At 43.8% G+C, this 21,675-nt stretch carries 16 protein-coding genes; 7 read left to right on the top strand and 9 right to left on the bottom strand.

Annotation, left to right across the window (positions count from 1 at the left end):
• Positions 1–216: 216 nt before the first annotated feature.
• Both recJ and ACUNWA_RS09370 read left to right on the top strand, forming a co-directional pair.
• Positions 217–1,938: a single-stranded-DNA-specific exonuclease RecJ gene (recJ, locus tag ACUNWA_RS09375; protein ID WP_445591639.1), complete on the top strand. Its 1,722-nt coding sequence runs from the start codon at positions 217–219 to the stop codon at positions 1,936–1,938.
• 27 nt (positions 1,939–1,965) lie between these two features.
• Positions 1,966–3,189 carry a uracil-xanthine permease family protein gene (locus ACUNWA_RS09370; RefSeq protein ID WP_445591638.1) on the top strand — a complete coding sequence of 408 codons (1,224 nt, stop codon included), beginning with the start codon at positions 1,966–1,968 and terminating at the stop codon, positions 3,187–3,189.
• 53 nt (positions 3,190–3,242) lie between these two features.
• Here ACUNWA_RS09370 and ACUNWA_RS09365 read toward each other — a convergent pair whose 3' ends face one another.
• From ACUNWA_RS09365 to purE, 5 genes are all read right to left on the bottom strand, one after another.
• Positions 3,243–3,722 (bottom strand): DUF4251 domain-containing protein, encoded by a 480-nt coding sequence (locus tag ACUNWA_RS09365; RefSeq protein ID WP_445591637.1) that lies wholly within the window; start codon positions 3,720–3,722, stop codon positions 3,243–3,245.
• Positions 3,723–3,923: 201 nt separating this feature from the next.
• The gene (locus ACUNWA_RS09360) at positions 3,924–5,051 is read right to left on the bottom strand and encodes a 1-acyl-sn-glycerol-3-phosphate acyltransferase (RefSeq protein ID WP_445591636.1); all 1,128 of its coding nucleotides are present in this window, start codon (positions 5,049–5,051) and stop codon (positions 3,924–3,926) included.
• Positions 5,052–5,097: 46 nt separating this feature from the next.
• The gene (locus tag ACUNWA_RS09355; RefSeq protein WP_445591635.1) at positions 5,098–7,101 is read right to left on the bottom strand and encodes a helix-hairpin-helix domain-containing protein; all 2,004 of its coding nucleotides are present in this window, start codon (positions 7,099–7,101) and stop codon (positions 5,098–5,100) included.
• Entirely contained in the window at positions 7,098–7,913 is an 816-nt protein-coding gene (locus ACUNWA_RS09350; RefSeq protein ID WP_445591634.1) for a hypothetical protein, read from the bottom strand. Before ACUNWA_RS09350 ends, ACUNWA_RS09355 begins: the two co-directional genes overlap by 4 nt.
• A 75-nt stretch (positions 7,914–7,988) precedes the next feature.
• Positions 7,989–8,504: a 5-(carboxyamino)imidazole ribonucleotide mutase gene (gene purE / locus ACUNWA_RS09345; protein WP_445591773.1), complete on the bottom strand. Its 516-nt coding sequence runs from the start codon at positions 8,502–8,504 to the stop codon at positions 7,989–7,991.
• Between the two features lie 98 nt (positions 8,505–8,602).
• Between purE and ACUNWA_RS09340 the strand changes: the two genes are divergently transcribed.
• The 5 genes from ACUNWA_RS09340 to ACUNWA_RS09320 all read left to right on the top strand — a co-directional run bounded on the left by ACUNWA_RS09340 (position 8,603) and on the right by ACUNWA_RS09320 (position 13,317).
• Positions 8,603–9,142: a phosphoribosyltransferase gene (locus ACUNWA_RS09340; RefSeq protein WP_445591633.1), complete on the top strand. Its 540-nt coding sequence runs from the start codon at positions 8,603–8,605 to the stop codon at positions 9,140–9,142.
• A gap of 40 nt (positions 9,143–9,182) precedes the next feature.
• Positions 9,183–9,755, top strand: coding sequence for an adenylate kinase (locus ACUNWA_RS09335; RefSeq protein ID WP_445591632.1), 573 nt, complete (start codon positions 9,183–9,185; stop codon positions 9,753–9,755).
• 85 nt (positions 9,756–9,840) lie between these two features.
• The gene (gene obgE / locus ACUNWA_RS09330) at positions 9,841–10,833 is read left to right on the top strand and encodes a GTPase ObgE (protein ID WP_445591631.1); all 993 of its coding nucleotides are present in this window, start codon (positions 9,841–9,843) and stop codon (positions 10,831–10,833) included.
• Positions 10,830–11,525, top strand: a complete 696-nt coding sequence (locus ACUNWA_RS09325) for a phosphatase PAP2 family protein (protein WP_445591630.1) — start codon at positions 10,830–10,832, stop codon at positions 11,523–11,525. Before obgE ends, ACUNWA_RS09325 begins: the two co-directional genes overlap by 4 nt.
• A 1-nt stretch (position 11,526) precedes the next feature.
• On the top strand, positions 11,527–13,317 hold the full coding sequence (locus tag ACUNWA_RS09320) for a MutS-related protein (RefSeq protein WP_445591629.1): 1,791 nt from the start codon (positions 11,527–11,529) through the stop codon (positions 13,315–13,317).
• Positions 13,318–13,438: 121 nt separating this feature from the next.
• Here ACUNWA_RS09320 and katG read toward each other — a convergent pair whose 3' ends face one another.
• The 4 genes from katG to ACUNWA_RS09300 all read right to left on the bottom strand — a co-directional run.
• The gene (gene katG, locus ACUNWA_RS09315; protein WP_445591628.1) at positions 13,439–15,646 is read right to left on the bottom strand and encodes a catalase/peroxidase HPI; all 2,208 of its coding nucleotides are present in this window, start codon (positions 15,644–15,646) and stop codon (positions 13,439–13,441) included.
• A 502-nt stretch (positions 15,647–16,148) separates the two neighbouring features.
• Positions 16,149–17,987 (bottom strand): OmpA family protein, encoded by a 1,839-nt coding sequence (locus ACUNWA_RS09310; protein ID WP_445591627.1) that lies wholly within the window; start codon positions 17,985–17,987, stop codon positions 16,149–16,151.
• 20 nt (positions 17,988–18,007) lie between these two features.
• Positions 18,008–18,955: a PorP/SprF family type IX secretion system membrane protein gene (locus ACUNWA_RS09305; protein WP_445591626.1), complete on the bottom strand. Its 948-nt coding sequence runs from the start codon at positions 18,953–18,955 to the stop codon at positions 18,008–18,010.
• Positions 18,956–18,966: 11 nt separating this feature from the next.
• A partial coding sequence (locus tag ACUNWA_RS09300) for an HYR-like domain-containing protein (RefSeq protein ID WP_445591625.1) occupies positions 18,967–21,675 on the bottom strand: 2,709 nt, incomplete at its 5' end.

Genomic DNA, 21,675 nt, shown 5'->3' with positions numbered 1-21,675 from the left:
TAAAAGGAACATAATCAACAGATTGGAATTTCACTACAATGTTGATAATTTTCTAATAAGTCTAATGGTTTGAATGGTTGAAATTTAGATTCAAAACACGGCCCTCTATTAACAGAATATGAACCAATGAGTTTCTTTTTCTTTCCAGATCAAAGCGCATTGCTTATCTTTGACCAATTAAAATCGTGCACACAAAACGAGGCAGAAGCAATCAGAATGGATAAAATCTGGAACATTAAAACACAAGGTGATGTCAATGTTATCAAACATTTATCTGCTGCCCTCAACGTGAACATGGTGATTGGAAACCTCTTGGCACATCGAGGCATTACTTCTTACGACGAAGCCAAATCCTTTTTCCGCCCCCGCTTATCCGACCTTCATGATCCCTTTCTGATGAAAGATATGGACAAAGCCGTTGACCGGTTGGAGCAAGCTATTCGCAATGAAGAAAAAGTTATGATTTATGGTGACTACGATGTGGATGGAACCACGTCAGTTGCTTTAATGTATCAGTTTTTGCGCAACCGGATCAAAGATCTGGATTACTATATCCCGGATCGTTACTCTGAAGGTTACGGAATTTCGCTCCAAAGCATTGATTATGCTTCGGAACAGAAAATAACACTGGTTATTGTGCTTGATTGCGGAATCAAAGCCGTTGAGAAAATTAAAAATGCCAAAGAACGAGGCATTGATTTTATCATTTGTGATCACCATAACCCCGATGAAATCATTCCGGATGCCGTAGCCGTACTCGACCCGAAACGTCCGGACTGCCCCTATCCTTACAAAGAACTGTCAGGATGTGGCGTCGGATTCAAACTACTTCAGGCTTATACTCAAAAGAACGATGTCCCCATCGTCGAACTTTACGACTTGCTCGACATGGTGGTGGTCAGCATTGCCTCTGATATTGTGCCCGTTACCGGAGAAAACAGGGTCCTTGCCTTTTACGGACTTCGAAAACTAAACAACAACCCCAGCCTCGGACTAAGAACCATCATCCAACTTTCAGGCTTGGTAGGTCAGGACATTTCAGTCAGTGATATTGTATTTAAGATCGGACCGCGTCTGAATGCATCAGGACGCATTGAGCACGGGAAAAAGTCCGTTGCCATCATGGTCGTAACGGACGAAGAGGAAGCTATTGATCTGGGGAATGAAATCAATTCGTACAACGAAATCCGCAAAACACTGGATCGTGACATCACCCAGGAAGCCCTGGACATGATTGCCCACGACCCGAATCAGGAAGAACGAAAATCAACCGTCCTTTACAACCGCGACTGGCACAAAGGCGTCGTTGGCATTGTTGCCAGTCGACTAACAGAACACCACTACCGCCCCACCGTCATTTTAACAGAAAGCAATGGCATGGCAACCGGATCAGCCCGCTCGGTGAAAGACTTCGACCTGTACGAAGCCATTGGTTCCTGTAGCGATTTGCTTGAGTCGTATGGTGGACACATGTATGCTGCCGGATTAACCATGAAGATTGATAATATTCCAGCTTTCACCCGTCGATTTGAAGAAATTGTAGCCCGCTCAATCACCAAATTGCAACAAACCGAAATGATTGAAGTGGATGCAAAACTTCAGCTTTCAGAAATCACGCCTAAGTTTTATCGCGTGCTGAAGCAATTTGCGCCCTTTGGTCCTCACAACATGACTCCGGTTTTTGTAACCGAAAATGTGCTGGACAGTGGCACCAGCCGCTGTGTTGGGCGCCAACAAGAACACTTAAAGCTGGACTTGGTAGAACCGACTGGTTACTCCTCTGTATTTCCAGCTATTGCCTTTAGCCAAGCCGACCATTACGAGGCCATCAGCCAAGGTATGCCTTTTGACATTTGCTACTCCATAGCCGAAAATGAATTCAGAGGCAAAACAAACATCCAATTGTACATTCGCGACATCTCAGCAAAATTATATTAATTCAAATACCATAATTTCAAGTAGACTATGAACCTGAAAAAGAAAGAGAACCAGAGCCAATTTACGGGTAGTAATATGGTTTTGGGCGTACAGTTTTTGTTTGTTGCATTTGGGGCAACAGTACTCGTTCCGCTCTTGGTAGGTATCGATCCATCTGTTGCTCTGTTCACTGCAGGTATCGGAACCTTAATTTTCCATATCATCACCAAAGGGATGGTACCCGTTTTTCTCGGTAGTAGCTTCGCCTTTATCGCGCCTATTATTGAAGCCACCAGACTGTATGGCCTGCCAGGAACCTTATCCGGAATCATTGCTGTTGGCGTGGTGTATACCATCGTGTCGGCCATTGTCAAATGGCGAGGCATCAAACTTATTGAACGCCTATTCCCTGCCACTGTTGTTGGCCCGGTCATCATGATTATTGGATTATCGCTAGCCAGTGCTGGCGTTGACATGGCAAAAACACACTGGGCCATTGCCACAATCAGCTTAGCAACGGCTGTCATCGTTGTAGTCTTCACCAAAGGGTTGATCAAGCTCATTCCCATCTTCATCGGTATTGTTGTTGGTTATGCCTCGGGCCTGTTATTTGGCGTAATTGACTTCACACCAATCAAAGAAGCTGCATGGATTGGACTACCAACATTCGTAACTCCTGAATTTAGCTGGGGTGCCATTTTATATATGATTCCTGTTGCTGTGGCTCCAATCATTGAGCATGTTGGCGACATGTATGCCATTGGCGGTGTTGCCCAGAAAAACTTTATTGAGAAACCAGGCTTGCACCGCACCTTACTGGGGGATGGTATTGCAACAGGACTCGCCGGAATGCTGGGAGGTGTGCCCAACACCACCTACTCTGAAGTAACCGGAGCAATTGCCTTAACCAAAGTTACCAACCCTTTTATTTTAAGAGTTTCAGCTGTTACGGCCATTGTATTCTCGTTGATCGGTAAGATTAGTGGTATTTTAAAAACCATTCCACAAGCTGTTCTAGGCGGCATTATGCTGCTGCTGTTCGGCCTGATTGCGTCTGTAGGCATTAAAACCCTGATTGATGCCAAAGTTGATCTGGGACAAATCAGAAATCAGGTTGTCGTTTCAATCGTATTAACTGTTGGAATTGGTGGAGCAGTAATTTCCTGGGGTAATTTCTCCCTTGCAGGTATTGGATTAGCTGCCGTTGTAGGCATCCTGCTTAACCTTATTTTACCGGGCGAAGCGAAGCAAGTAGCTGTTGAAAACGACTAGTGCAAGCATAAAGAATATATTTCATAAAAAAGGCAGGTTTTCACCTGCCTTTTTTATTCTCCCAATGGTTCAATTATTCCATAATAGCTAACTGATTGCCGTCTGTTTGAAGAAATACTCATACTGGCATATCCGCTTTCGCCAGCATGAATGTAGATTTTGTAGGTATCCTTTGTCGTGTCCACCTCGATGCGCACCTCAACCATTTCCTTTTTTTCATTCACTTTCAAATCAAAGGCCTTGGCTTGCTCTTTAAACTTAATTCCTCCTTCCGTACTCCCATAGTCGGATTGATAAGCCCGACCATAAAAAGGAAGCCAAGCTTCCACCTCGGAACTATCAACAACCAAGTCATAAGAAGATGTCAGGTTAATGGTAGCCCCACTCATCGGAGTCACTGATCTGGCGGTAAACTTAAACTGTTTACTTTCGATCAATTGCCGAATTGTCTTTTCGGCACTTTTACTATTCTGTGCAAATAATTGTCCTAGCACCAGGAAAAGTGTCAGGAACAGTAAAACTAATCGTTTCATACTAAAAACCCTTTCTTTTAAACCCTAAGAACAATCATCAAAATGAATGCCAGAGTTGTAAAAGAAAGGGGCTTTAACATTTCAATTGGAAACCATACCAATAAACGAACAGTCAAATCTTAGTCCATCCATTCTGAGATCAAGCCACAGACAATAGTCCATTTAGTCATTCAGAAAGCAACCAGCTCAAGCCCTATTTGTTTATTTCCGGGCGTTCAACAGGGGATTTGCGTACATTTGAATAAACAATTCCTGCTGACGCTTGGGATCACCATTACCAATGGTTAATACCAGATCGTCCAACAGTTCACTGAATTTTTCACGAGTCGCATCTTCTATCTTATCGGCATGTTCATTTTTCCCCGACAACAAATCCGCAGCTAAATAGTTATTCGGCCAAAGCTTATAGTTATCGTAAATTCGGTTGTCAATATAGGCTGCCAATTGCTGAACTGACTCATTCACATTTTCGGCTTTGGCGAACTCCTCCAGTGGCGCTTCAATGGGTTTTCCAAATGAGAAATGCACTCGCCCTTTCGGTCGGGTCAGCCCAAAAGCCATACTTTTTAAGTCATCACTCTGTGTTTTCTCAAAACCTTCGCTTTCACGTTTGTAAATCTCTTCCACCTTGGAAATTCCGCAGGGTTCCCGCTCGTATGAAAGCGAAAGGGGTACAATTTGAAGCTCTTTAAACCCATCAACAAAACCGTTCTTATTACTTAAGTTTAGCATTTTAAGCAAGGCTTGCTGGGTCTGGTCGTTGCCATCTTTTGTTCTACCTTCTCGTTGAGCAATCCATACCGAACGATTGCGTTTGGTCAAGGCATCGCGAATATACTGTGATAGTTTTTTAGAAGCCGTTAACAACTCCCGAGCCGGCAGGTTACGACGAACCACGAAGGCTCGATTCAGTTTTACCGCATGCACAATCCAATCATAAATCAACAGGTTGTTGCCAATGGCAATCTCAGTGGTATTCATTCCAGCCTCGACAATAATGTAATTCAAAATGGCCGAATCAAGAATAATATCCCGATGATTTGAAATGAACAAGTAACTTTTGGATTTATCCAATTTATCCAAACCACTCCAACTAATTCCACTTGTTGTTTTATCAATGATCCAGTTTCGAATGAGAGGATACATAAAAGACTTCTGCAATTCCTCAACGGTCTGGATTTTGGAGAGCATTTGCTTGGCAGCTGCCCTCTCCTTTTCATCATTAAAGATAAACTGAAGTACTTGCTGAAAAATCTCGTCATTCAACACTACATTAATGTAGTGATTGACTTCATGGTCATCATAAGGTCTTATATCATCGTAGCTCATTTTCGCTCCAATCCTTTGGTTTGGCGGCAAAGATATAAAATGCAACTCAAAACTTGAATCTTAACTGAAATTTAACCTCTGTGCGCTGATTTCCATCAATCTGACTGTATCCACTACCAATGCTGTTGACTCCAAGAAACCAGCTCCTTGAAGCCTTGATCCAACCTTCGACATTTTCACATATTTTAACTTTTCCATTGAGATAAAAGCGGATGCCTTCACCATAAAAAGCCGGAACAGAGAACTGATAAAGCAAATCATTTTCATAAGCATAGACCCGCGAATCGTAGTTATCAGTCTTAAAATAAGCCAGTCTCAACCACCAGTTTGTTTTATTCTGAACACTCTTATAGCCAAAATCCTGATAGACCAGCCAGCCATCAGCCGTTTCATCATGCTCGTACCAAACCCATTCTATCCGGCTTTTCAGAAAGAAGCGTTCACTAAGCGCACCACTCACGTGTACACGTAGCTTCTGCCGCGTTTGATCCAAATTCATCTTGGTATAAGCACCTGAAACCTTAACCGGCTTGCGTTCATTGAAATAACGGCTATAGACCTCCCATTTATTTGAAAGTTGATAGCTTCCCTGAACAAGATATTCTCTCCCTCGTGCCGGAGCTACGGTGGTATATTTCACCCATCGATGTTCAAAAAAGTCGGCATACATCCGCAAACTAAGCTTGGCTGCCGGCCGAACGACAACCCCCAAATAGAGGCCCTGCTCATCATTAACCTGACTCCCTTCGGTAAAAGCACCAGCCAAAGGCGCTTGATATTTTTTACTGATATTCCGGTAAATCATCGAATATTCTACCGCATCTGCTGGGTTAGCTTGCACCCCATGGATGGTTGCCAGTCCTCCGCCAGACGAGCAGCCAGCCTCCCCAAAAAAGAAGTACCTATTCATCCCCCATTGGTAATTCAATCCTAAATTACTGAGCTGCTTCCCTTCAAACAAAAACAAATTATAGGCGGCCTCCTTTCGCGCCAAAGGCAATTCATAGCGAAAGTGAATACCAGATAGTCCAACTGAAAAATGCTTGCCCGCGTAATTCAAGTTTACTCCCGTGGTCAGTCCACTAACTGAATTTTTATCTTCAATCTCGCTCTCGGTACGATGCAAACCTGAAGATTGAAAGGATGTAAAAACAGCTTCTCCATCAATACTGTCCCGATTGGCATCAAAATTTTTATAGGATACAAAGGTATGCCACGTCCAATTTTGCATCGAAAAGCTGGTAGCCAGTCCGCGTAAATAGTTATTCTCGTCGGTAGAGGAGTAAGCTCGAATGCCCTGATTAAACTTGCCTACCCGACTAACTTCAGCCGATTTCGAAAGCGAAAACCCTTGCCAGGCCGTCAGTCCTTGTCCAAATCGAACCAAGTAATCGCCCAAATACAGTTGATGCTTCTCTTGCCCCAGACCAACATTCACAAAGCCACTGTAATAATCAAATCCTTTGGGATTGGAGCCACGAAAAAAGGATTCACCGGCATCCTTTTCCGAAGTCAATCCTGCACGAATATTGGCTGATGAAAATCGGTAACGTAAATATAACTTCTCAGGAGAACCTTCATACTTTGCTGGTTCCTTAAACCCTTTCTGCTCCTCCACCAAACGAATTGCACGAATCATAAGTTCTTGCCTTGCCCAAAAGCTTGGCGATTCAATCTCCGTATCACCAAAAACTACAAAAGCCTGCAAAACCTGAATCAGCTTGGGATCAAATCCCTCAATCGTGTTCAATTCAAAGGGAGTGAAAATCTGTCCATATTGCTCACGGTACCGAAGCAGCTGGTCGATTTGCATGGCCGACAAAAAGTACAGTCGCTGAAAATCTTCTCGCCCGGCCTGATTGATATTAAATGGGTTTTCCTTCATCTGTTGCAACTCCGCCATTAGCTGCTCAACATCTGCATTTTCATTCTCCGCTAACACACTCTCAACCAAGCCTTCCAGTTCCGCATAAAGATCAAAATCCGACGGTTGAGCCACCAACACCGATGACAACCAAACACCTAACAGAAGGAACAGGATTCTTTTCATGGCAACTGGTAATAAATTGATAATGATGGCGAATACCCTAAATACTGGTGATAGCTAAACGTCAGATCGGTCTGAACCCGGCTAAGTGCATAACCCACTCCCATCGAAAAGACCGACCATTGCGTATCCAGGCCCAGCCGCAACTGAAGCTCCTTTTTGATCAGAAATTCCATTCCTGAGCTCACGGCAAGCGCCTGCCCTTCACGTTTTTTAAGTTCGACAGCAACCACGAGTAAGTCGTCAAACGTCATATTAGCCCCCAGCCGCAGCACCATGGGATAGTCAAACTCGAGCTGTAACGACTGAACTGACAATTCGTGCGGGTTAAAAATCTGAGCACCGAGCCAAAAATCATCGGTCAACTGATATTGAGCTCCCAGATCAATAAATACCGTTGTCGCATGTTCGCTGTTTTCGGGCAAATTCAAACTGAAGTAATGAAACTGAACAGCTGCTACAAACCTCGAAGAAAGGCGCTTTGCCACCCCAAGAGAAAGCTTATTTTCGCGGTAATCGGTCTGCCCGAATTGAGAAAAAGAAAAACCGAAGTTCGTTTGTCGAAGGGGAAGAATTAGAAAAGCGGAACGTGTGCTCAAGTCATTCAGCAAGAAGCGATTTTCATATTGAAGGCCCAAAGACATCTGCTTCTCCCTTGCAAAACCGGCAGGATTCGAGAATACCGCAAGAGGTGATCGCAGGCTAACACTGGCATCACCAAGAGCACGAAATCGGGCAGGCACATGAAAAAGCTCCTGAGCATTTCCGGTGCCAAATAACAAGCAAAGTATAACAAAACCAAAAGTTCTAATCATAACAAAAGGGTGTAAATAGTACACCCTTAAGCCACAAGCATGGTTAAGTTACAAAAAAATAACTTAATGAAAATGCTAATTCGTTTTGAATTTGTATTTGACCCCCGATAATTCCTGGTTGGCCTTCACAATTTTCTCCTTCAAATCGTTTTTATACGCAACAAAACGCTCCATCAGGCTGGCATCACCCAAAGCCATCATCTGGATCGCCAAAATACCGGCATTTTGAGCACCATTAATAGCCACTGTAGCCACTGGAATTCCGGGAGGCATTTGGACAATGGCCAATAAGGCATCCATCCCATCCAGGCTTGCTTTAATTGGAACGCCAATCACCGGTAGCGGAGTCATCGCGGCAATCACACCCGGCAAGTGGGCTGCCATTCCAGCTCCTGCAATAATAACCTGTATTCCACGATCTTTAGCGCCCTTTGTAAAACGCTCTACTTCTTCCGGAGTTCGGTGTGCTGATAAAGCATTTATCTCAAAAGGAATTTCGAATTCATCCAAAATTTTAGCTGCTTTTTCCATGACTCCCAGGTCCGAAGTACTTCCCATGATGATACTAACTTTCGCTTCCATCTTTTCAATTAATTTTTGTTTCTTTGTACTTTTTAATTTCAGAGCTAAAATAATTGAAAATAAACAGATTTGAAACTCATCTTCCCTTTAACGAAAAAAACAGTCAAATGAGTAACATAAAGATCTTAGATAAAGAATTTGAATTGTTCATCCCCTATGAGAAAATTCGGTCAGTGATTGAGGACATGGCCGACAAAATGAACGAAACCTTAGTGGGGAAAAACCCCCTGTTTCTCTGCATTTTAAATGGGTCATTCATGTTTGCAGCCGAAATTTTCAAACGTATTTCGCTACTCGACGCAGAAATTTCATTTGTAAAACTAGCTTCTTACTCAGGCACCCAAACAACCGGAGAGGTGAAAGAACTTATTGGATTGAATGAAAGTTTGGAAGGAAGAACTGTCATTATCTTAGAAGACATTGTCGATTCAGGAATTACCATTGATAATACCGTTAAGCAGCTGCAAAGAATGAATCCTGCCGAGATTCAGGTAGCTAGTATGCTGCTCAAACCTGACGCCCTCGTTAGGAAAGTCAAATTGGATTATGTCGGCATTGAAATCCCCAATGACTTTATTGTGGGTTATGGACTGGACTATGACGGACGAGGACGCAACTTGATTGACATTTTTAAAGTTGTGGAATAACAACAACATACACTAGAAACCCAAAAATATACAAATTAACATGTTAAATCTGATTCTATTTGGGCCTCCGGGAGCCGGAAAAGGGACGCAGGCTGAATTTCTTATTCAAAATTTTGGATTGATCCACCTGTCAACCGGAGACTTATTACGTCACGAAATTGAGACAAAAACCACACAAGGACTTGCAGCAAAGCAATTTATGGACAAAGGCGAACTCGTTCCTGATCATGTTGTTATCGGTATGATTAAGAATAAGATCGATGCCAATCCGGATGCTACTGGCTTTATCTTTGATGGTTTTCCTCGCACAGTTGATCAGGCTAAAGCCCTGGACACCATGCTGGAAGAAAACAAGACACCTATCAATGGCATGCTTAGCCTGGAAGTTGAAAAACAAGAACTGATTAATCGTCTTCTCTTCCGCGGAAAAACTTCCGGACGTTCAGATGATCAGGATGTTTCAATTATTGAAAATCGCATTTCGGTTTACAACCAGAAAACAGCACCGATCAAAGAATACTATGATGCCCAAGACAAACATGTTGGGATCAATGGAATGGGAACTGTAGAGGAAATTGCAGCACGCTTGAAAGAGGCTGTTGGTTCACTCTAACCATTCATACACCATATTTATAAGACGAATGTATACAACACATTCGTCTTTTTTTGTTTATTTTGCACATTAACAAGATCATACCATGTCTGAAAAAAACTTTGTTGATTACGTAAAGATATTTTGCCGCTCCGGGAACGGCGGTCCAGGTTCAACGCACCTGCGACGAGAGAAATTTGTACCGAAAGGTGGCCCCGATGGAGGCGATGGAGGACGCGGCGGGCATGTGATTGTGAGAGGCAATGCGCAAATGTGGACCCTGCTACACCTTCGGTATAAGAGACATGTATATGCCGATCATGGAGGCTCAGGCAGTGGGCACGGTAGTTTCGGTGCCGATGGAGAGGATATTATTATTGAAGTACCCTTGGGAACTGTTGCCAAAGACGGTGAGACCCGTGAATTTCTGTTTGAAATTACCAAAGATGGTGAAACACAATACCTGGCCAAAGGTGGCCGTGGCGGACTAGGAAATACTCATTTTAAAACGTCGACCAACCAAACGCCGCGTTACGCGCAACCGGGTGAAGAAGGACAAGAAGGCTGGAAAATACTGGAACTAAAGATCTTGGCTGATGTTGGCTTGGTAGGTTTTCCTAGTGCTGGCAAGTCAACCTTATTATCAGTCGTTTCAGCTGCCAAACCTAAAATTGCCGATTATCCGTTTACAACTTTAGTTCCTAATTTAGGCATTGTTTCGTACCGCGACAACCAGTCGTTTGTAATGGCCGACATCCCCGGAATTATTGAAGGAGCGCATGAAGGCAAAGGATTGGGTCTACGCTTTCTCCGCCACATCGAACGCAATTCGATGCTTTTATTCATGGTTCCTTCCGACAGTAAAGATCACCGAAAAGAATACAACATTCTGCTCAATGAACTTGAAAAATACAACCCCGAATTGTTGGATAAAGAACGATACTTGGTGATCAGCAAGTCTGATTTTCTGGATGAAGAATTACAGCAGGAGATAAGCGCCGAACTCAGTGATATTCCGCACAGCTTCATTTCCTCGGTTACCAACCAAGGCATTTTGCAACTAAAAGATAAAATCTGGCAAATTTTAAATCATTCATGATTGCTTTTATTGAATCCATAAACCAACTCGATCAATCGCTATTTTTCTTTTTTAATAGTCTGCACACCCCATTCTGGGATGTAGTTATGACTTTGTTCACCCAAACCGCAACCTGGGGACTATTTTACTTTACCCTTCTGTTTTTCATTATCCGCAAGTACCGGATGAAAGCAGTGGTCATTCTGATTTTGCTGGCACTGGTTATTGTCATCAGTGATCAGTTTTCAGTTTTTATCAAAGAAAGTGTCAAGCGGTTTCGGCCAACACACGATCCGGACATCCAACATTTGGTGCACAATGTATACCGAAAAGGTGGTTTGTATGGTTTTTTTTCATCGCATGCCACCAACACCTTTGCAGTAGCGATGTTTACCGCCAAGCTGTTCAAAAATATCCGCTACCAGTTGTTCATCTTTTTATGGGCCGCACTGGTAAGTTATACCCGTATTTATTTGGGTGTCCATTATCCGTTCGATATTTTAACCGGCATGGTCGTTGGCTTGGCCATCGGGCATTTTATTTATAAACTGCTCATGGCCATTGAAAATCGGTTTTTACCATTGAAGATGCCCAAACTAAAGGAAACGGAACTGAGCAACAAGGAAACGTTGGTTATTTTTCTGGTGTTCGTGATCTTTTCTTCAACCGTACTACTGGTTATTAACCAACTAATGCACGCCCAATTTATCTAAAATGAATCAAGCGCTTTTCCAGGAATACACCAAATTTCTCGCCCACGACCAAAAACGTTTGGGCACCATCAAAAAGCAAATCAGACAATTGGCGCTATTTCGCTTAGCAGCCTTTGTTGTTGCGGTTTTGGCGCTCATCTATTTGCCCAAAGTATCATCCTGGCTGGCTTGGTCGGTCGCACTGATCAGCATAGCGTTGTTCTTTTACTGGATCAAAGTTTTTCTGAAAAAGGAAAAAGAAAAGGTTCTGTTCGCCAATCTGATCAAAATTAACCAGCACGAATTAGCGGCCCTGGAGGAAAACTACAGCAACTTTGAGACTGGCAGTGAATTCACCGATCCCCATCATCATTATTCCTACGATTTGGATCTTTTTGGCTCAGGCTCGCTCTTTCAGTTTATTAACCGCACAGTTACCCAACTGGGAAAAAGGAAACTGGCCAATAAATTAAGCGAACCCGAAACCAATCTAACACGGCTTCAGGAAAGGCAGACAGCACTGCTTGAATTGGGCAATTATACCCGCTGGCGCCAGTTTTTTGCCGCCAAAGGACATACCAAGGATAAACAGGATTCCAACTTCCTGCAAAAAATTACCGAACAGCTTGAGATAAGAAAGCCGGGCCGACTCCAAAAACTACTGCTTCTGCTACCTTTGCTCACGTTCCTTAGTTTCTTATTGTGCCAGCTTTTAAATGTTCCTTGGGCACTTTTTGTGGCTTCTCTTTTGCTTAATGGCGGCGTTCTTTACGCTTACAAAAATACCATTCAGGCTTTTTACGCCTTGTTTGGCAGCCAAGCCAAACGCTTGTCGAACTACAAAGAACTACTGCTTCTTATTGAAGAGAAGGAATTTCAGGATCCGCTTTTAAACGAGTTGAAAGATCAATTGCTGACCGGGAACCAGAAGGCCAGCGAAGCAATAGAAGAGCTTCAAAAACGAATGGCCGAATTTGATTATCGCAATAATCTCCTGATTGCATCTGTATTGAATGGTCTTTTATTATGGGATTTGCGTTGCTCCTTCAAACTGTTCCAATGGCAAATGAGCCATAAGGGAAGCATTCAGCATTGGTTTCATATTCTGGCTGAGTTCGATGCCTTGTCGAGTCTGGCCAACCTCAACCATAACCATCCGGAATGGACTTTACCTAAATTTGAAGATGGCGAATTTCATCTAACAGCCAATGAGCTAAAACACCCGTTAATAAAAGAAGCAAGAAATATTGGGAATGATTTTCGGATGAATGGAACGGGACAAATCGCGATTATTACCGGCGCCAATATGGCCGGGAAAAGTACATTCCTGCGAACCATCGGGGTCAACATGATTTTAGCCATGAATGGCTGCCGCGTAAATGCCAGCTGGTTCAGCATGAAGCCCATTGGCCTTTTCACCAACATGCGCACCACCGATAACCTGCAAAACGATGAGTCGTACTTTTTTGCCGAACTACAACGTCTGAAAATGATTTTAGACGACATAAAAGCCGGACACGCCGTGTTTGTTATTATCGATGAAATGCTGAAAGGGACTAACTCCGAAGATAAATTATCCGGTTCCATTAAGCTGATTGAGCAGTTAATTTCGCTTCACACAGTGGGGCTGGTCGCAACGCACGATTTAAAACTGACTGATTTGGCTGAGAAATATCCGAAGCAAATTACCAATAAATGCTTCGAAATTCAGTTGACTGAGGAGGAATTGCTATTCGACTATAAACTGACCGATGGCGTTACCTCCACCATGAATGCCAACTTTTTAATGCGAAAGATGGGAATCATCTCCTAGATGGTGAGCAACTAAGCTTATGCTTCCTGTTTTTTCGGCAGAACAAAATATAAAGCGGTGATCAGCAATTGACCACCGCTCTTTTTTTATCCTATGGCCTCCTATTTTTCAGGCCATGAATTCAAGCCAGATCAAAACGATCAAGATTCATCACTTTGTCCCAGGCAGCAACAAAATCCTTCACAAAAGCGGTCTGCGCATCGGCACTACCATACACTTCAGCAAGGGCTCTAAGCTCTGAGTTCGATCCAAAAACAAGGTCAGCTCGTGTCCCGGTCCATTTAATTTTTCCAGAAGCACGATCGCGTCCATCGAAGGCTTCCTTTGACTCATCCTTAGGCATCCAGACAATTCCCATATCGAGCAGGTTAACAAAGAAATCATTGGTCAATACTTCCGGACGAGATGTAAACACCCCATGTTTCGACTGGTCGAAATTGGTATTTAAAACACGCATTCCCCCAACTAAAACCGTCATTTCAGGTGCTGTTAAATTGAGCAGTTGCGCTTTATCGACCAATAATTCTTCGGTTCGAATGGCATATTTTGTTTTTAAATAGTTGCGGAATCCATCTGCAGCAGGTTCCAATACGGCAAATGATTCAACATCGGTCTGTTCCTGAGAAGCATCCATGCGTCCGGGTTTCAAAGGAACTTTAATTTTACTACCAGCAGCCTTAGCTGCTTTTTCAACACCGGCACAGCCTGCCAAAACAATCAAGTCGGCTAGCGAAACCTTTTTCCCGCCTGTCTGGCTGCTGTTAAATTCGTTCTGAATGCTTTCCAAAGTTTGAAGAACTTTTTTGAGTTGAGCAGGATTGTTTACCGCCCAATCTTTTTGAGGAGCCAAACGAATACGAGCGCCATTGGCTCCGCCGCGCTTATCGGATCCACGGAACGTAGAGGCTGATGCCCAGGCTGTCGAGACCACCTCAGATACGGATAAGCCGGAGTCTAAAACTTTAGCTTTTAAAGTCTCAATATCGTCCTCGTCAATCAATTGGTGGTCTAAAACAGGTATTGGATCTTGCCAAAGTAACTCTTCAGCAGGCACTTCGGATCCCAAATATCGTGATCGTGGTCCCATATCGCGGTGAGTTAGCTTATACCAGGCGCGAGCAAACGCATCAGCAAACTCAAGCGGGTTTTCATAGAAACGTCTGGATATCTTCTCATATTCTGGATCAAAACGCAACGAAAGGTCTGTCGTCAGCATGGTTGGAATATGCTTTTTTGAAGGATCATGAGCATCGGGGATCACTTCTCCTGCATTTTTGGCTCTCCACTGATGAGCTCCAGCCGGACTTTTCGTTAGCTCCCATTCGAAATTAAACAAGTTGTCAAAAAAGTAATAACTCCACTTGGATGGTGTTTGTGTCCATGTAACTTCCAAACCACTACTGATGGTATCGCCTCCTTTGCCTTTTCCAAACGAGCTTTTCCATCCCAAGCCTTGCTCTTCCATATCGGCTGCTTCGGGCTCTGGTCCAACATGAACCACATCTCCAGCGCCATGGCATTTACCAAAGGTATGACCTCCTGCAATAAGTGCTACGGTTTCTTCGTCATTCATAGCCATGCGCGCAAAGGTTTCACGAATATCTTTGGCCGCAGCAATCGGATCAGGGTTCCCATCGGGTCCTTCGGGATTGACATAAATAAGTCCCATCTGAACAGCTGCCAGTGGATTGTCAAGATCACGATCACCTGAGTAGCGTTTGTCACCTTCCAGCCACTTGGTTTCGTCACCCCAATAAACGTCCTCTTCGGGCTCCCAAACATCTTCACGACCACCTGCAAATCCAAAGGTTTTAAATCCCATCGATTCCAGAGCAACATTCCCGGCAAGAATCATCAGGTCAGCCCAGGAAATCTTCTTTCCATATTTTTGTTTTATTGGCCAGAGCAATCGTCGGGCTTTATCGAGATTAACATTGTCGGGCCAGCTGTTCAGCGGAGCAAAACGTTGCTGCCCTCCTCCGGCGCCCCCGCGGCCATCGCCTGTGCGGTAGGTTCCGGCACTGTGCCAGGCCATGCGAATAAAAAACGGGCCATAATGCCCAAAGTCAGCTGGCCACCAATCCTGTGAATCAGTCATCAGCCGGTGAAGATCTTTCTTTATCGCTTTTAAATCGAGGCTTTTAAATTCCTCAGCATAATTAAAATCGTCACCCATTGGGTTTGACAAAGACGAATGTTGTCTCAATATATTCATTTTTAGCTGATTTGGCCACCAATCCTGGTTCGTGGTTCCACCAGTTCCAACACGGTGCTTTCCTCTGGCTCCTGTAACAGGGCACTTACTAACATTACCTGATTGTCCTTCCATAGCTTTTTGAGATTTTATTGAAATTTAGATTGTTCAAATTACAAAACAATTTACAAACTTTTAGTTTCCAAATGGTTCTATTAAAAAAACGCAAAAGATTAGAGAATGTTTAAACCCAAATATAGAAGAGCAAACAGGCAGGATCGAATGTCGATGCGAGGCCCAACGCGGCATGATATAATTCCCCGTCAAAAACCAATTCAGAGACTTTGCATGTCTCTTTCTTTCTTCAAATGGCTCCAAAAAGATTAAGAATAACAGGCCATTTCGCCTACAAAAGCAAAGCAGTGGAATTCAATAGTTGGTCTTTCCAGAAACTGCAGCGAGGCATTATAAGCCCTCTGAATTCATGAATGTTGTTTAACGCTAAATCAAGCTATACCCCTATCATCCATCGATTACGTATCAGATGGCTTAATCAAGAAATAAAATTGGAAGTCAGATGCTAAAAAAGTCGGGCTGGAAGAGAGTTTCCAGCCCGACTTTTTTAGCATGACTATTATTAGAAGTAGAAAATATTGCCCTTAGCCCTTCGGGTAACTTTTGATTTTCGTATTTCAACCACAGTCCGTCTATTTTCATAGTGCTGCTCTTCAGTACATGGAATGCTGCCATCGCATTCATTCACCAACTGGGTTTCGCCGAATCCAACCCACTCCAAGCGTCGTGCACTAATTCCTTTCGAAATTATATAATCAGCTGCAGTTTCCGATCGTTTGTTTGAAAGATCCATGTTGAATTCATCCGTTCCTCTGGAATCGGTATGTGATTCCAGTATGATCTGAATGTCGGGATATTCTTCAAGGACTTTAGCCAATCGATCCAGTTCACGTTTGGCTTCCGGACGTAAACTCCATTCGCCAAAGTCGTAGTAAATATTTTTCAAAGCGATACGCGATCCGGCATCAAGTGAATAGAGTTGTATCAAGTAATCGAATACGCCCATATCCATCCCCATCGTATTGAATTCGATTTCCGTTCCAAAATAGTTATAGGCTGAAACATCCACCCGGTATTTTTTATCCGATTCAAGATTATAGGTAAATGTTCCCTTATCGTCCGTTAGAATGGAGTCAAGCTTGGTACCGTCCGAAACCATCAGCAAGGCATCCGGGATAGGGACATTGCCCATAATATCCACCACCTGACCTTTAAAGACGAATTCAGGATCTAAATAAACTTCCAGATTTCCGTCCACAAACCCCGTCTTATCGGCCATATCCAGATCGAGTATTTTTTCCATATACTCTTCATTGGTTGCTACCAGGGTGTATTTTGTATTGCCTTCCAGCTGCACTTCCAGTCGTCCTTCATCATTGGTTGATCCGCTTGCAGCTACTCGCCCTTCTTCATCAATTATATTGACATGCGTTCCGGGAAGAATTTCCTTGGTTTTACTAGACATGGCAATTACGTCAAATACATAATCTTCGAATCTTAAGAAATAAACATCATCGCTGCCTTGGCCACCACTGCGGTTTGATGCGAAATAACCGCCTTGCTGATTGGGGTGAACCACCATTCCAAAATCGTCTTCCGGAGAATTAACTTCTCCGGCAAAAGTAGAGCGCTGGCTCGATGCACGGATCGGAAATTCGATGTAGAATAAATCCAACTTGCCAGCTCCCCCAAGCCCATCCGAGGAAAAAACAAGGCTGCCATCGGTATTCAGAAAAGGAAACATCTCCTTTCCACTACTATTAACTTTTGGACCAAGATTAATCGGATCAGCCCAGCCGTCAGCTGTTCGCACGGTGTAATACAAATCAGTTTCTCCGCTTCCGCCAGGCATATCACTCACAAAAATCAAGGTATCGCCTGTTACGCTTATGGTTGGATGCGCCACCGAATATTCGCTACTGTTGAAAGGAAGCTTTTCTTTGACACTCCAGCGCGAACCCGACTTTTCATAAATCACAATTCCCAAGCGGATATTCTTTTTGATGAATACCATATTCTCTTCCTGCGGATTCTCCCAGTTCGACTGGGTTAAAAACAACTCTCCGGTATTTTTACAATAGGTCAACGGTCCCTCGTGATATTTCGACACCACCGTGTTCATCCGCGTTCTGTCACCCATCGCTTCGCCAAAGGCATTTAGCTTGGTTGAGTACAGATCGTAAAAAACCTTATTTGGTTTATCCGACTTTTTCCCATCTTTCTCGCTAAACGATAAAAAAACCAATTCATCTTCAATAATAGCAGGGCCGAAATCACTGTATGGGGTGTTGATTGCTAAAGTATCAATCGTCATGTTCACCGCATCAAAAAGACTCTTTTGCGCCCACCCGCTAAAGGTAATTAAGAGGAATATTACGACAAGTATGTGTTTTGCTTTCATATCAATAAGTTTTTCTATCATTAGAAGTAACGGGGTGAAGTATAACGAGACTTGACAAAATTCAACTCATAGGAAATCATCACCTCATGAATTCCATCGTTATAAGAGCTAATATTCGAGGTATTAAAATCAATGGCATAGCCCAGCCTCAGCTTTTCGTTGACAATGAATTGAGTATTGAAGCCAAAGGTTTCGGCTGTCCGGTACATGGCCCCAATCCAAAAGCGATCAGCAAACAAGAAACTAGCATTAATATCGGTCACAAGAGGAGATCCTTTCAGGTAACGTGCGTTAAACGAAGGCTTAAACTTCACCGCATCGCTAAACTCAAACACGTAACCTCCAATTAAGGTCATGTGTCGCAATTCATAGCTCGTTTCGTAGTTCTCCACTCCATTTTCGAAATCATTCTGCAAAACTTTGGGAATAGATAGGCCAGCGTAAAACTTATCGGAATACATAAAAGCGCCTACACCAAAGTTGGGCATGAACTTCTTATCAATAACCCCCTGAAAAGCCGGGTCGCTTCCTCCTTCGGGGACATATAAGCGATAAGCATCCAGGTTATTTTCATAACTGGTGAAACCTGCTTTTAATCCCAATCGCAGAGACACCTTATCCGTCAACTTCAACCGATAAGAATAGTCGGTAAAAATGGCTAAGCGCTTCTCAATTCCAATCTCATCGTTAATAACCGATAGCCCTAAGCCCACATTTTTTCCGCGTAAAGGAGCCTGCACCGTCAAGGTATAAGTTGTGGGGGCTCCTTCGAAACCAACCCACTGATGACGTCCCAAGGCCATAATTCCAATGCTCTCCCAGGTTCCGGCATAAGCCGGATTGAATGCCTGAATGTTGAACATGTATTGACTATACATTGGATCTTGTTGTCCAAATGAAGCCGTAACTGAAGATATTAACAACAGTAAGCTTATCCCGTATTTTGACATTTTCTTAATCATCTTCATCTCAGTTCATTTTACCGGTTAATGTATAGCGTTCCTTTGTGCACATTCGAGCCATCCAGAATCAGAATAATAAAATAGGTTCCTTCCGGAAGAATCTCTGAATTCGAAGTTCCCTTCACATTAGGTCTTCCATCCCACCATGCTCCGGGATTTCCGTACATTCCAATATCTCCGTAGCGGTCGCGTTTATAAACTTTAGCTCCCCAACGATTATAAATTTCGATTTGCGCATTGGGATATTTGTGAATTCCGCGGACGCGGAAATAATCATTAATTCCATCGCCATTGGGTGAAAATCCATTCGGAATCAACAGCTCTTCACTTGGTGTGATCGTAATACTGACCACCGCCTCGTCGCACTGTCCATCGACATCACAAATCTGGTAGGTCAGCTGATCGGCTCCATAATAGGTAATGTTCGGCTTATAGGTGATAGAGCCATCTACATTGACCGTTGCTGTTCCCTCTGCAGGTTGTGATGTTATCGTCAGACTGGTGTTATCAAGATTATCATCACAATCCAGATCATTGTCCAGCACATAAATCGTTACATCTTCATTTTCTTCCAAACTGGCCTGATCGTCCAGCGCAAGTGGTCCACTGATCAACACGACGCGCTGCTCGCAGGTTGCTGTATTGCCATCGTTATCGGTAACCGTCCAAGTAACGACTGTTTCTCCAACCGGATAATCGCCGCTGGCATCATCCGAATCATTATAGTCATTGGTAAGAGACGCAATTCCACAATTGTCTGCAGTGGCTGGAGCAGGAACGGTCACAAAACCGAAGCAGCTCTCATCTGACTGCACCGAAGCTTCCACATCGCCTGCACACGTAATGGTTGGATCTACCGGATCTTCAACCGTGATTGTTGTTTCACAGCTCGAAAAATTACCAGACGCATCGGTGACGGTAACCGTTACGGTTTGTGCACCCATTGTTTCACAGGTGAACTCCTGAGTATCCACCGAAATGGTAAAATCTGATACATCTTCATCACATTCTCCCTGAATATCTTTAGCCAGTAATGCTAAGTCCTCAGGCGTAATAGCATAGTAATCATTTTCATCCAATGTTACCATCAGGTCGTTGCAGGTAAAGGTTGGCGCACTCACATCATTAACGATAACATTAAAGCTACAGCTTACTTCATTTCCGGTTCCATTAACCGCAGTCCAGGTAATCGTTGTTTCTCCCAGGTTAAACTCAACCCCATCAAGGGTAGTATCGCCTGAGTCGGTTGTTGCTCCTGTCAAGACATAGGTCAAACTACTCACGCCACAATTATCCGTGGCCGTGGCATCCCATCCCGTTCCACTATGCAGATATGCACAGCTCTCATTGGCTTCTACTACCTGATCTTCGCTTACAGGACAGTTTACGGCTGGGTCTTCTGCATCATAAACAGTTACTATTTGCACACAAGTTGCCGTGTTGCCCGCAACATCCGTCACGGTCCAAGTCACTGGCGTGTCTCCTGCCGGGAATTGGGCAGGAGCATCATTCGTTACTGAAGCCACAGCACAATTATCATCGGTTGTTGGTGTGCCCAAATCTACGTTCTCTGCCAAAGCATAGCAGACACCCGGATCAGCAGGCACTGAAACGGTGGCAGGACAGGTGATTGTTGGATTTTGAGTATCATCAATGGTATACACATACGTCCACATCGCCTCATTATTCGCACAATCCACATAGCGGAACGTGTAAGTCCTTGTTCCATTGTTGGTAATTGGATCGGGTGCATCTGTGACATCGACTAATTCCACTGTCGTTTCTCCATTGCAAGCATCAGATACTACCGGAGGAACCGGTTCTGTTGCATCTCCAATGCATTCCACCGTTGAAGCGCCAGGAGCAGGTATATTTGCCATGAAGTCCGGAATGTCAATGGTATAAGTATAGCTCCAGTCATGGTTGTTGCCTTCACAGTCTTCGTAGTTGAATACCCAAACCATCTCGCCAGTACAAGGAATGTCATCCGGTGTGGTCACCAAGGTTGGTGTAATCGGGTTACCGCAGTAATCATTAACGGCAGGTGGTGTAGGCTGAACCTGAGCATCAGCCAGACAGTTTACGGTTGAACTTCCGTCAGCCGGCATGTTTGCCACGAAGTCCGGAATATCAATGGTATAAGTATAGCTCCAATCGTGATTATTACCGGCACAATCTTCATAGTTAAATACCCAGACCATATCGCCAGTACAAGCAATAGCATCCGGTGTGGTCACCAAGGTTGGTGTAATCGGGTTACCGCAGTAATCATTCACTGCAGGTGGTGTAGGCTGAACTTGTGCATCGGCCAGGCAATCTACGGTTGAACTTCCGTCCGCTGGCATATTCGCCGCGAAGTCCGGAATATTAATCGTATAAATGTAACTCCAGTCATGGTTGTTACCTTCACAGTCTTCGTAGTTGAATACCCAAACCATCTCGCCAGTACAAGGAATGTCATCCGGTGTGGTCACCAAGGTTGGTGTAATCGGGTTACCGCAGTAATCATTAACGGCAGGTGGTGTAGGCTGAACCTGTGCATCGGCCAGACAATCTACGGTTGAACTTCCGGCTGCAGGCATGTTAGCCACGAAATCCGGAATATCAATCGTATAAGTGTAGCTCCAGTCATGGTTGTTACCTTCACAATCTTCGTAGTTGAATACCCAAACCATCTCGCCAGTACAAGGAATGTCATCCGGTGTGGTCACCAAGGTTGGTGTAAT

The organism is Sunxiuqinia sp. sy24 (assembly GCF_052677165.1).
The sequence above is the reverse complement of the archived record's forward strand: the minus strand, read 5'-3'. Positions and strand labels throughout refer to the sequence as shown.